This window comes from Candidatus Sodalis sp. SoCistrobi, from assembly GCF_900143145.1.
Classification (GTDB): Bacteria; Pseudomonadota; Gammaproteobacteria; order Enterobacterales; family Enterobacteriaceae; genus SoCistrobi.
The window spans coordinates 1-12,381 of record NZ_FRDB01000074.1 but is presented as its reverse complement, the minus strand read 5'-3'; the positions used below and the strand labels follow the sequence as shown (position 1 = coordinate 12,381).

The following is a 12,381-nucleotide window of genomic DNA, read 5'->3' as shown; positions in this document are numbered from 1 at the left end:
TCAAGCTCGGTAGTGTCTTGGATACACAGCACAACTTCGTGTTCTCGGATCCTCTCCTGCGTACGCTGCCAGTGAGGTTGCAGAATGTCTCGCCATTCGAATGCTTGGTTCTCCATGAAGCGGTAAGCACCCAGCGTCTCAGACCATCTGCGGCACGCATGCGGAATACTGGCTTGCGGATTCTCAGCCAGCCGTATCAAAAGCCCTTTGGCGCGCTTATTGAGTCTCGTGTCACCAAGATTTACCCCTTCCAGTTCTTGGTGTGCCCAGCCATCTGAATCCCGTGTCATTTTTCAGCGCCGTAAATGGCGATAGTACACGTCGGTTTCACTTCATTTACAACCCCACCGGCTGCCTATTTCAGCCCGCTAACCCTTGGCATATAAGTCGTTGCGGACTTGTGTATAACGAGGTGACCCTAACCCACCAGCCTTTCAGCATCCCAATATCCCATATATCAGCATCCCAGCGCCTATATCGTTCTAATCGATCTCTGCACCTTCAGCAACCACCCCATGCTAACGACTCTCATCCAGACAGTACCTATAACATCGGCAGGAATTTTCCCAAAAAGCGCCTTGTGCGGTAGGTTTGCCCGACATTCCGCTGCCCGGCAGGCGGTGATGCGGCATACTGGGGCAATAACGTCTGCATGACCGCAACCTTTTGCAGGCGCCGTTATCTATTAATGAATCAGGAGCTCGTTATGATGACCCCTTCTCGCCGCCTGCTGTGCGCGCTGGGCGTTTACGCCGCTATGGCTGGCGGCATGGCGCAAGCGGCAAGCTGGATGGATTCTGCCGCCAACGTCGCCAATAGTTTGAGTCAATCGAACGCTAACAGCGGTACGCAGAACAGTACCGCAACCAACAATAGCGGCACTTCCTTGACGTCACTGGCCGGGCTGCTAAACGGCGGCGACAAAGCGCTGAGCGCCGGCACGATGACCAATGCCGCCGGCGTGCTGCAATACTGCGTTAAAAACAATCTGCTGTCCGCCGGCAGTACCTCTACGGTAAAAGACCAGCTGCTGACCAAGCTGGGTATTAACAATACAGCTTCGGCCTCCTCTTCCACTGCTAAAACGCAGGATTACCAGTCCGGCCTGGCGGGGATCCTTAACACCAGCCAGGGCAATGCCGTGGACTTGAACGCGCTCAGCACCTCACAGCTTACGGAAAAGGTAAAAACCAAAGCCTGTGATCTCGTCCTCAAGCAGAGTAAAAACTTCATTTCCTGAAATACTCAATAGCGGGAAAATGCTGGCCGCGACCCTGCCCGCTGGCGAGAATGCCGGCGGGTAAAAGACCTTGGTTCAACCGTGTAGCGCGGGTGCGCCGTCCTTTTTAACAATGTAAAGAGGCGCCGATGCAGCGCGTGACGACGTTATTATAACCCCGATGAGCCTGTCGCTATGCGCCCATCAGGGGAAAATAGCCAAGCACCTCGCATCCCTCGCCCACCCGAGGTGTGGCGATCACCTGCAACATGTTCAAATCCATTACGCTCAGGGTGCCGTCATCCTCGTTAGCAATCAGCAAAAAATCGTTGTCAGGGCTGAAGCAGCCATCCATCGACTTATTGCCGACGTTCAGGGCGGCCAGCACTGTGAAGTCGCCTTCCAGCAGCGTGGCCACCGGCTCGCCGTCGCCAATCACCGCCAGCAGCTAACCGTCGGCATTGCAACGGACGACCTGTACGCCCTGATGATGAAAATTCAGGGTCAGCGTGTCGCGCAGTTGATGGCTGTCGCTATTGACACTCTACAGCGCCGGGCGATCGGCGGCGGTGGCCACAAGGTAGGGATGACGGGGTGAGGCGGCGATACCGCCGATCGGCCCCGGCAACGCAATGGGATCCAGCACGCGTCCCGGCGATACGGCGATATCTACCGAGGTAATGCTGGCGTCCTCTTCATTTTCCGTGAACAGTTTTTTCCCCGAGGGGGTCATGGTCAGGCGGCGGGTGTTAGCGGAGGGAGTAGCGATCTGGTCAACCACCCGGTCATCATCGGTGCCGATCACCACGAACGCGCAGCTATTTTCACAGCACAGATAAAGCCGCCCGTCATCGCCTATGCGGCCGGTATGCGGAGATGTCAGCATGCTGAAGTCGAGAAGCCCTTCAGCGCGCGCCACGCCAGATTGATAACGGCATTTATGCCCCGGATGCGGGTTGTCGCCGTGTACGCTGTGGCGGTATAAGGGAGCATCAGCCTCCATTTTTGCCGCCGCGATCACCAACTTATGAGGGCGAGGAGGAAAGCTGTTTAACCGCTGCTGTAAGGCATAGCTGAAGATATTAAGAAACAGCACCTTTGAGCTTGGTTTGTTTACGGCAATCAGGCCGTAAGCCCTGTCAGGTGTGGTCATAGCCGCTTTCCCTTCTTGGCGATATTTACCCTGAGAATTGTTCATTACGCAAGGTTTGGCGCCAACGCGCGCAGCGTTTACACTGGCAACAACGCCTATATCCGCTCTGGCACAGACAAGGACTAAATCACCGCCGCCAGGACCGGGAGGCGCCCTGGCAAGGGCCAAGACGGAAGCTCCGGCGCCAGGACCGGGAGGCGCCCTGGCAAGGGCCAAGACGGAAGCTCCGGCGCCAGGACCGGGAGGCGCCCTGGCAGGGGCCAAGACAGAAGCTCCGGCGCCATGACCGAAAGGTGCCCTGGCAGGGGGCAAGATAGAAGCCCCGGCGCCATAACCGAAAGGCGCTCTGGCAGGGGCCAAGATAGAAGCTCCGGCGCCATAACCGAATGGCGCTCTGGCAGGGCCCAGATAGAAGCTCCGGCGCCATGACCGAAAGGCGCCCTGGCAGGGGCCAGATAGCAGTCCCGGCGCCATAACCGAAAGGCGCTCTGGCAGTGACCAAGACGTAAGCTCCGGCGCCATGACCGGTACGTGCTCTGGTAGGAGCTAAGACAGAAGCTCCGGCGCCAAGGCCGAACCTGGCACTATCACTGGCAATACCGACTGTGGCTCCGATAGTGACAACGGTACCGCCCTCGTTCGGGCTACAGCAGCGACATTAGTGCACCCGCTGTAGTACAGACAACCGTATCTTCACTGGCGCAAGGCGGGTGCATAAGGCGGTAACAACGACTGGAGATTAAGTGAGGGATGATTGCGGAAATGATGCTCATCATCACGAGTATCATGAGCAATCCATTAATTTATTTACGCATTAATAATATATTAAATAGCAATAAAAGCAGCCGAATGGGGGGGGATTTAATGTATGTCGTGCATATTAAAATAAATAACCCACTATTTACCCACAGATAATAACATTATTCCTTTTGAGGCAAAAAGGAGGTCAAGCCAGTAATAGCGCCCGCTGCGGGGTGATCGGTCGGCAAAGTGATAACTCTGGACCAAAGGGGAAGGTTAATTTAATGTTGTCATAATTAAAAAATAAAATATATAATCATTAGTTACCAAAAGAAGTTAGCTATCGCGCCCAATGTTATTACCGTTCCCGACCTTGCCAGGAGCGTTTAATGACTTGGATTCCTTAATATTCGTTCACTAACGAATATCCCACAAACCAGCCATTTAACGAATGCCTCTTATATGAATAACTTTGATTTTAATTTATTAGTGGTTCTCAACGCATTACTGGAAGACTGTAGCGTCAATCTGGCTGCCAGGAAGCTAAACGTCACCGCGCCGGCCATCAGCAAATCGCTGAATAAAATCCGCGCCTTATTCAATGATCCGATTCTGGTGCGCAGCGGCACCAAATTAATTCTCACACCCAAGGCGATTGCATTAAAGGAGGATGTTAGACAACTCGTCAATCGGATTGAATCCATGCTGAACACCAATATGGCGTTCGAGCCGCATACCACCACCGTCTCATTTACCATCGCCGCCAACGCCACTATCGTGTTCACTCTTAACGCGCTGCTGTTTTGCGAGGTTCAGCGCAGCGCGCCAAATGTGTTTATTAATCTGGTGCACGACTCGGACTATGACGACGATTTTCTCCGCTCAAACGATATTGATCTCTATATCGGTGAGATGCGCGATTTAAACCCGGAGATTACCATTCGCACTATTCACTCGGCGAAATGTTACTTTATGTGCCGTTGCGGCCATCCTATCCTGGCCAGCGATAAAAGCATGGACAATCTGCTGAAATATCATTTTGTACAAACTAAGGAGAAGTATCCGCCCGGGACCGACGAGGCGGCGAAATATTTCTGGTCGGCGCGCCATGTGATGGGGGCCACGCCGGGCTATATGGCGACTATGAACGCCATTACCCATTCCGACGCGCTGGCTATCGTGCCTGATTTTGTGGTCACCACTATGAAGAAATTGAATGTGGCGGTGGAATTCTTCAGCGCTGATTTCGATCTGGGTAAGCGCAGTATTATCCAGGCATGGCACTCAAAACATAATAATTCACCGTGCCATAAGTGGTTGCGGGATTTGACCAAAGGCATGTTTATTGACAGCATGAAATAATTTTCCGCTGTCGGCATGACACAGCATTAAGGTCCAAAATGAAAGCCACGGCAATAAAAAAACGGCGCTGACGGTATTACCGATCAGCGCCTCACCAGGGAATATCGAACGCGTCACCGACGCCGTAACAGCATGACAATGCTGATAATAAGAAACGCCATACTGGGGAGCAATGCCCCGAACACAGGCGGCATGTTGTACACCAGACTTAGTGGTCCGAAGATCTGATCCAAAACGTAAAACAAGAACCCGAAGCTTATCCCGGTAACCACCCGTACCCCCATAGGGACGCTGCGTAGCGGTCCGAAAATAAACGACAAGGCCATGAGCATCATCACCGCCACCGAGAACGGCGAGAAAATCTTGCTCCACATATTCAGCTGATAACGGTTGGATTCCTGCCCGCTCTGCTTGAGATAGTTGACGTAATTGTACAGCCCCGAGATAGACAACGAATTCGGCTCCAGCGCGACAACCCCCAGTTTATCCGGCGTGAGATTGGTCTTCCATTCACCGTTCAGGGTTTGCCGGCCGGTGATTTGCTTGTCGTTGGTCAAATCCGATTCGTCCACCTGCGACAATTTCCAACTGCCGTTGCTGAACGTGGCCGTGGCGGCATAGCGCAGCGACTGCAGCCGCTCCGCCTTATCAAAATGATAAATATTGACGCCGGCCAGCTCATCGCTGCCCACCACCCGTTCGATGAAAATAAAGTCATTACCGTCCTTGGCCCACAGCCCGTTCTGGGTTGACAGCATGGAGCCGCCGTAAATCATCTGAGTGCGGTAATTGTAGGCCATTTGCTCACCCGCCGGCGCCACCCATTCACCGATAGCCATGGTCAAGAGCACCAGCGGAATAGCGGTTTTCATCACCGAGCCGGCCACCTGCATACGGCTGAAACCGGACGCCTGCATCACCACCAGTTCACTGCGGGTCGCCAGCGAGCCCAGCCCCAGCAGCGCGCCCAACAGCGCCGCCATCGGGAAGAAAATCTCGATATCCTTGGGGACGCTGAGCAGGGTAAATAACCCCGCGCCTAGCGCCGAATAGCCGCCCTGACCTACTTTGCGCAGCTGTTCGACGAATTTGATAATGCCCGATAGCGATACCAGCATGAACAGGGTCATCATGATGGTATTGAAAATCGTTTTACCGATATAGCGGTCCAGTACGCCGAACATCAGGCCGCTCCTCTCGCATGCAGACGCCCGCGAAGCCTTCTCGCCGGTACGCTGTCCCATAAATTCAATACTAGCGCCAGCGCCAGGTACGCCACATTGGTCAGCCACATCCACAGCATCGGGTCAAGCTTGCCCTTGGCGCCGTTGGAGCGCAGCGAAGTTTGCAGCAGGAAGAAAATCAGATACAGCAACATCGCAGGCAACATGCTCAACACCCGCCCCTGGCGTGGGTTGACCACCGACAGCGGCACCACCATCATTGCCATGATCAGCACCGAGACCACCAGCGTAAATCGCCAATGCAGTTCGGCGCGCGCCTCGGGCTCCGGGGAGCGCCATAGCTGGCGCAGCGACATCTGCTCAGCGTCGGTGCCGTCCACCGCCACCGCCCGGTGACCGATAACCGCTTGATATTGTGTGAAATCGGTAATGCGGAAGTCGCGCAGCAGCGCGGTCCCCTCATAGCGAGTGCCCTTGTCCAGCATGACCAGTTGCGATCCGTCCGGTTGCTGGCTCATGTGGCCACGGTCCGCTATCACCACCGAAGGGCGCGCGTTGCCGTTCGGCTTAAGCTGCGCCAGGAATACATGTTCAAAGCCTTTATCTTTGACGTTGCCGACGAACAGCACCGAATTGCCGTTTTCCGCCGGTTTGAATTGCCCCTCGACCAGCGCCGCCATGCTGGGATTGGCTTTGGCTTCCGACATGACCAGATCCTGATGGCGCGACGACCAGGGTGAAAGCCATACCACATTCACCGCCGCCACTATCGCGGTAATCAGGCTAAGCAGCAGCGCCGCGCGGATCAATATGCTTTTACCCAGCCCGCAGGCGTGCATAACCGTAATTTCGCTTTCGGTGTACATCCGGCTCAAGGTCATCAACAACCCCAGAAAAAGACTCAGGGGTAGGATTAGTTGCGCCATTTCAGGCACGCCCAAGCCGAGTAAGGATAAAACCAGGTTTGTCGGGATATCGCCATCGACCGCTGCGCCCAAGATCCGCACCAGCTTTTGACAAAAGAAAATCAAAAGCAGGATGAACAGGATGGCGAGCTGGCTTTTAAATGTCTCCCGAACCAGATATCTAGTGATTATCACGCTTATTTCGCCTGTGAAAACTTGTCTTTTTGCAGGAAAATCGATAATTTCATCGCTAATCCCTCATTAATACGTATCAAACAGCCACCTTTATCGCTAGATAGAGTATAACAACATTAAGCGTTCGGCCGAGCCATGAGAACGCACTGATTGTCGACAGAATAGCGTCCTTTGCGTCGTGCAGATTAACACATAGAGTGAATGCAAAGGCGGGACGATGACGGGAAAGTCTATTTTATCCCGCGCTACCGTCTTTGTCTTTAAGATTCAGGAGAGTGCATGGAGTTCAGTGTAAAAAGCGGTAGCCCGGAAAAACAACGCAGCGCCTGTATCGTCGTCGGGGTATTTGAACCACGTCGTTTGTCCCCGATTGCCGAACAGCTCGATAAAATCAGCGAAGGTTATATCAGCGCGCTGCTGCGCCGTGGTGAACTGGAAGGCAAGGTCGGGCAGACGCTGCTGCTGCATCATGTCCCGAATGTACTGTCCGAACGCATTTTGCTTATCGGCTGCGGTAAAGAGCGCGAGCTGGATGAGCGCCAGTATAAGCAGGTCATTAACAAAACCATTAATACGCTGAACGATACCGGCTCGATGGAGGCCGTGTGCTTTTTGACCGAGCTGCATGTCAAAGGGCGCAATCCCTATTGGAAAGTACGTCAGGCGGTGGAAACGGCGAAAGAAACGCTCTATACCTTCGATCAGCTGAAAAGCAATAAAACCGAACCGCGCCGACCGCTGCGCAAAATGGTGTTCAATGTGCCGACGCGCCGCGAGCTGACCAGCGGCGAGCGCGCGATTTCGCACGGTCTGGCGATTGCCGCCGGCATCAAGGCCGCTAAAGACTTGGGCAACATGCCGCCCAATATTTGCAATCCCGCCTACCTGGCCTCCCAGGCGCGTCAGCTGGCCGACGGCTACGGCAAGACCACCACTACCCGGGTTATCGGCGAACAACAGATGAAAGAGCTGGGGATGAACGCCTATCTGGCGGTAGGCCAGGGCTCGGCCAATGAATCGCTGATGTCGGTCATCGAGTATAAGGGCGGCCCCGACGCCGACGCGCGACCTATTGTGCTAGTCGGTAAAGGCCTGACCTTTGACGCCGGCGGCATTTCCATCAAGCCCGCCGACAGCATGGATGAAATGAAATACGATATGTGCGGCGCCGCGACCGTGTATGGCGTGATGCGCATGGCGATGGAGCTTAATCTGCCGCTGAATATCGTCGGCGTACTGGCCGGCTGCGAAAACATGGTCGACGGCCGCGCATTCCGGCCCGGCGATGTGTTGACTACCCTTTCCGGCCAAACGGTGGAAGTATTGAATACCGATGCCGAGGGGCGGTTGGTGCTGTGCGATGCCCTCACCTATGTCGAGCGTTTCGATCCGGAGGTGGTCATTGATGTCGCCACGCTGACCGGCGCCTGCGTTATCGCGCTGGGGCATCATTTGACCGGGCTGATGTCGAACCATAATCCTCTGGCCCATGAGCTTATCGGCGCCGCCGAGCAGGCCGGGGACCGCGCCTGGCGTTTGCCGCTGGGGGATGAGTTCCAGGAGCAGTTGGAATCGAATTTCGCCGATATGGCGAACATCGGCGGTCGGCCAGGCGGCGCGATTACCGCCGGCTGCTTCCTGTCCCGTTTCGCGCGTAAATATAATTGGGCGCATCTGGACATCGCCGGTACCGCCTGGCGCTCCGGTAAAGCCAAGGGCGCCACGGGCCGTCCGGTGGCGATGCTGTCGCAATTCTTGCTTAACCGCGCCGGACTCAACGGTGACGAGTAACCGTAAAAAAGGTATGCTTGCACGGGCGGCGCTTGCCGCCCGCTGTTTTTTCCGTAACCCCCTTGTTGACTTAACGGCACATGAAAAACGCAACTTTCTACCTGCTCGACCAACATGCCATCAGCGATGGGCTAACCGCCGTGGAGCGGCTCGCCTGCGATTTGGCGGCCGATAAATGGCGGCAGGGGAAACGGGTGCTTATCGCCTGTGTGGACGATGCGCAGGCGCTCAGGCTCGACGAGGCGCTGTGGGCCCGCGATCCCCATGCGTTCGTGCCGCATAACCTGGCGGGGGAAGGCCCGCGCTACGGCGCGCCGGTGGAGCTTTGCTGGCCGCAGCGCCGCGGCAATGCGCCGCGGGATCTGCTGATTAGCCTGCTGCCGGCCTGTGCGGATTTTGCCTCCGCTTTCCATGAAGTGATAGACTTCGTCCCGGATGAAGATGCTTTAAAACAGTTGGCGCGCGATCGTTATAAAGCGTATCGCAGCGTCGGCTTCCAATTGACTACGGCCACGCCGCCAACGCAGTGATTAACGACGCATAATGGACAAAACATACAATCCCAAAGATATCGAGCAGCCGCTGTATGAGCACTGGGAGCAGCAGGGCTATTTCAAGCCGAACAACGATACCCGGCAGGATAGCTACTGCATCATGATCCCGCCGCCCAACGTGACCGGCAGCTTGCATATGGGCCATGCCTTCCAGCAGACCATTATGGATACCCTGATTCGTTATCAGCGTATGCAGGGCAAAAATACCCTGTGGCAGGCGGGCACCGATCACGCCGGCATCGCGACGCAGATGGTGGTGGAGCGGAAAATCGCCGCTGAAGAGGGCAAAACCCGGCACGATTACGGCCGCGACGCCTTTATCGACAAGATTTGGCAGTGGAAAGCCCAATCCGGCGGCACGATCACCCACCAAATGCGCCGGCTGGGTGACTCCGTGGACTGGGAACGCGAGCGGTTCACCATGGACGAAGGGCTGTCCAACGCGGTGAAAGAAGTGTTTGTGCGCCTGTATCAGGAAGATCTGATTTACCGCGGCAAACGCCTGGTGAACTGGGACCCGAAATTACGCACCGCGATCTCTGATCTGGAAGTGGAGAACCGCGAGTCGAAGGGCTCAATGTGGCACCTGCGCTACCCCCTGGCCGACGGAGCGCTCACCGCCGACGGTCTGGATTATCTGGTGGTTGCCACTACGCGGCCGGAAACCATGCTCGGCGATACCGGCGTAGCGGTGAACCCGGAAGACCCGCGCTATCGCGATTTAATAGGTCAGTTCGTTATTCTGCCGCTGGTCGGTCGCCGCATCCCGATTGTCGGCGACGAGCACGCCGACATGACTAAAGGCACCGGCTGCGTCAAAATCACGCCGGCCCATGACTTTAACGACTATGAGGTCGGAAAGCGCCACGCGCTGCCGATGATCAATATCCTGACCTTTGACGGCGATATCCGTCAGGACGGCGAGGTATTCGATACCTTCGGCGAGGCCAGCGACGTCGTGTCAGGGGAAATTCCGGCGCCGTTCCGTGGCCTCGAGCGCTTCGCCGCCCGCAAGGCGATCGTGGCGGAATTCGATCGCCTGGGCCTGCTGGTCGAGGTCAAGGCCCACGATCTCATGGTCCCTTACGGCGATCGCGGTGGCGTGGTCATCGAGCCGATGCTGACCGACCAATGGTACGTCCGCACCGCACCGCTGGCGAAAGTGGCGGTGGACGCGGTGGAACAGGGCGAGATCCAGTTCGTGCCGAAGCAGTACGAAAACATGTATTTCAGCTGGATGCGCGATATACAGGATTGGTGCATTTCCCGCCAGCTGTGGTGGGGCCACCGTATACCGGCCTGGTATGACGCCGAGGGGCGGGTCTATGTGGGCCGCAGCGAGGCCGAAGTCCGCCAGCAGCATCAGCTGGCAGCTGACGTGACGCTGCGCCAGGACGACGACGTGCTGGATACCTGGTTCTCTTCCGGGCTGTGGACCTTCTCTACCCTTGGCTGGCCGGAAAACACCGACGCTCTGCGCACCTTCCACCCCACAAGCGTAGTGGTAAGCGGCTTCGACATTATCTTCTTCTGGATTGCGCGCATGATCATGCTGACCATGCATTTCAACAAGGATGACAACGGTAAGCCGCAGGTGCCGTTTAAAACCGTCTACATGACCGGTTTGATCCGCGATGAGGAAGGGCAGAAGATGTCCAAGTCCAAAGGTAACGTCATTGATCCGCTGGACATGGTAGATGGCATCTCGCTGGCCGATTTGGTCGAAAAGCGTACCGGCAACATGATGCAGCCGCAGCTGGCGGACAAAATCCGCAAACGCACCGAAAAACAGTTTCCCAACGGCATCGAGCCCCACGGTACCGATGCGCTGCGCTTCACGCTGGCGGCGCTGGCCTCTACCGGTCGCGATATCAACTGGGACATGAAACGCCTGGAGGGGTACCGCAATTTCTGCAATAAATTGTGGAACGCCAGCCGTTTCGTATTGATGAACACCGAAGAGCAGGACTGCGGTTTTCACGGTGGCGACAAAGTGTTGTCGCTGGCGGATCGCTGGATCCTGGCGGAATTTAATCAGACGGTGAAGGCGTTCCGCGAGGCGCTGGATAATTATCGCTTCGATCTGGCGGCCGGCATTTTATACGAGTTTACCTGGAACCAGTTCTGCGACTGGTATCTGGAGCTGACCAAGCCGGTGATGAGCGGCGGCAGCGACGCCGAGCTGCGCGGTACCCGCCATACTCTGGTTACGGTGCTGGAAGCGCTGCTGCGGTTGGCGCACCCGATCATTCCGTTTATTACTGAAACCATCTTGCAGCGGGTGAAAACTCTTACCGGCGACCAGGGTGACACCCTGATGCTGCAACCGTTTCCGTCCTACGATGCGGCGCGGGCGGATGCCGATGCACTCACCGATTTGGAATGGATAAAGCAAGCGATCGTCGCGGTGCGTACCATTCGCGCCGAGATGAATATCGCCCCCGGCAAGCCGTTGGCGGTGCTGCTGCGCCAGGCATCCCCCGCGGTAGTGCGGCGGGTGAACGAGAATCTGAGTTTTATGCTCACCCTGGCGCGGCTTGACAGCATTACCCTGCTGCCGGCGGACGATAAAGGGCCGGTTTCCGTCACCCAGATTATCGACGGCGCCGAATTGCTGATTCCGATGGCGGGTCTGGTCGATAAGGACGCCGAATTGGACCGTCTGGCGAAAGAAGCCGCGCGCATCGACGGCGAAATCAGCCGTATTGCCGCCAAGCTCGGCAACGAGGGCTTTATCGGCCGCGCACCGGAGGCGGTGGTGGCGAAAGAGCGCGAGAAGCTGGAAAGCTATCAGCAATCCAGGGCGAAATTGCTGGAACAGCAGGCGATTATCGCCGGTTTGTAAGCGCGCCATGGCGGTTTTCCCGGCGCGCCATGGCCGGGATGCCAGTCTGCTCTGCCGCTCGCCTAACGCTCCCCGGCGGGTTTCGGTTGCATCCGTGTGCCCTGCGGTGCTATTACTTTTAACCCATAGTGCCTTTACTTATCACTATCCGGATCAAGAGCATGTCCACGACCTCTGCAGATGCCATACGGGTGCGTCCGATAAGGTAATGCCTTCAAATAGTTGACTTTTGTGATATTCTGCCTCTATTTGAGGTTTCCACGTGGTTACAGTTTCTGTTCATTGTCCTCGCTGCCATTCAGATGAAATTTATCGACATGGCCTTAGTCCAACTAAGCGCGAACGCTTCCGGTGTCAGTGCTGTCACCGTGTATTCCAGCTTACCTACCGCTATGAAGCGCGAAAGCCGGGAGTTAAAGAGCAGATCGTTGA

11 protein-coding genes are annotated in these 12,381 nt (G+C 56.0%); 6 read left to right on the top strand and 5 right to left on the bottom strand.

Annotated features, from left to right (window positions below; genetic code table 11):
• The coding region (locus CINSTRO3249_RS07000; RefSeq protein WP_174249746.1) for an IS4/Tn5 family transposase DNA-binding protein at positions 1-290 on the bottom strand (290 nt) is incomplete at its 3' end.
• Between the two features lie 419 nt (positions 291-709).
• Here CINSTRO3249_RS07000 and CINSTRO3249_RS06995 point away from each other — a divergent pair.
• Positions 710-1,240, top strand: a complete 531-nt coding sequence (locus tag CINSTRO3249_RS06995) for a YjjA family protein (RefSeq protein ID WP_074012736.1) — start codon at positions 710-712, stop codon at positions 1,238-1,240.
• Positions 1,241-1,412: 172 nt separating this feature from the next.
• Here the strand turns inward: CINSTRO3249_RS06995 and CINSTRO3249_RS18005 are convergent, their stop codons facing one another.
• Both CINSTRO3249_RS18005 and CINSTRO3249_RS18000 read right to left on the bottom strand, forming a co-directional pair.
• Complete coding sequence (locus tag CINSTRO3249_RS18005) at positions 1,413-1,658, bottom strand: hypothetical protein (protein WP_371441370.1); 246 nt, start codon at positions 1,656-1,658, stop codon at positions 1,413-1,415.
• A gap of 105 nt (positions 1,659-1,763) precedes the next feature.
• Complete coding sequence (locus CINSTRO3249_RS18000) at positions 1,764-2,222, bottom strand: beta-propeller fold lactonase family protein (RefSeq protein ID WP_371441369.1); 459 nt, start codon at positions 2,220-2,222, stop codon at positions 1,764-1,766.
• 1,380 nt (positions 2,223-3,602) lie between these two features.
• On the opposite strand from CINSTRO3249_RS18000, the gene CINSTRO3249_RS06985 reads away from it, so the two are divergent.
• Positions 3,603-4,475: a LysR family transcriptional regulator gene (locus tag CINSTRO3249_RS06985; RefSeq protein WP_254304309.1), complete on the top strand. Its 873-nt coding sequence runs from the start codon at positions 3,603-3,605 to the stop codon at positions 4,473-4,475.
• A gap of 113 nt (positions 4,476-4,588) precedes the next feature.
• Here CINSTRO3249_RS06985 and lptG read toward each other — a convergent pair whose 3' ends face one another.
• Together lptG and lptF are read right to left on the bottom strand one after the other, a co-directional pair.
• On the bottom strand, positions 4,589-5,659 hold the full coding sequence (gene lptG, locus CINSTRO3249_RS06980; protein ID WP_074012734.1) for an LPS export ABC transporter permease LptG: 1,071 nt from the start codon (positions 5,657-5,659) through the stop codon (positions 4,589-4,591).
• Positions 5,659-6,759 carry an LPS export ABC transporter permease LptF gene (gene lptF / locus CINSTRO3249_RS06975; RefSeq protein ID WP_074012733.1) on the bottom strand — a complete coding sequence of 367 codons (1,101 nt, stop codon included), beginning with the start codon at positions 6,757-6,759 and terminating at the stop codon, positions 5,659-5,661. Before lptF ends, lptG begins: the two co-directional genes overlap by 1 nt.
• A 279-nt stretch (positions 6,760-7,038) precedes the next feature.
• On the opposite strand from lptF, the gene pepA reads away from it, so the two are divergent.
• The 4 genes from pepA to CINSTRO3249_RS16490 all read left to right on the top strand — a co-directional run.
• Entirely contained in the window at positions 7,039-8,550 is a 1,512-nt protein-coding gene (gene pepA, locus CINSTRO3249_RS06970; protein WP_074012732.1) for a leucyl aminopeptidase, read from the top strand.
• 80 nt (positions 8,551-8,630) lie between these two features.
• On the top strand, positions 8,631-9,080 hold the full coding sequence (locus tag CINSTRO3249_RS06965) for a DNA polymerase III subunit chi (RefSeq protein ID WP_074012731.1): 450 nt from the start codon (positions 8,631-8,633) through the stop codon (positions 9,078-9,080).
• Positions 9,081-9,093: 13 nt separating this feature from the next.
• Positions 9,094-11,949, top strand: a complete 2,856-nt coding sequence (locus CINSTRO3249_RS06960; protein WP_074012730.1) for a valine--tRNA ligase — start codon at positions 9,094-9,096, stop codon at positions 11,947-11,949.
• Between the two features lie 262 nt (positions 11,950-12,211).
• On the top strand, positions 12,212-12,381 hold a 170-nt coding region (locus CINSTRO3249_RS16490; RefSeq protein ID WP_143146886.1), incomplete at its 3' end, for an IS1 family transposase.

Coding starts and splice junctions, on each gene's coding strand:
- CINSTRO3249_RS06995 (WP_074012736.1), top strand. CDS start 710: ATGACCCCTTCTCGCCGCCTGCTGTGCGCGCTGGGCGTTTACGCCGCT.
- CINSTRO3249_RS18000 (WP_371441369.1), bottom strand. CDS start 2,222: ATGGAGGCTGATGCTCCCTTATACCGCCACAGCGTACACGGCGACAAC.
- lptG (WP_074012734.1), bottom strand. CDS start 5,659: ATGTTCGGCGTACTGGACCGCTATATCGGTAAAACGATTTTCAATACC.
- pepA (WP_074012732.1), top strand. CDS start 7,039: ATGGAGTTCAGTGTAAAAAGCGGTAGCCCGGAAAAACAACGCAGCGCC.
- CINSTRO3249_RS06965 (WP_074012731.1), top strand. CDS start 8,631: ATGAAAAACGCAACTTTCTACCTGCTCGACCAACATGCCATCAGCGAT.
- CINSTRO3249_RS06960 (WP_074012730.1), top strand. CDS start 9,094: ATGGACAAAACATACAATCCCAAAGATATCGAGCAGCCGCTGTATGAG.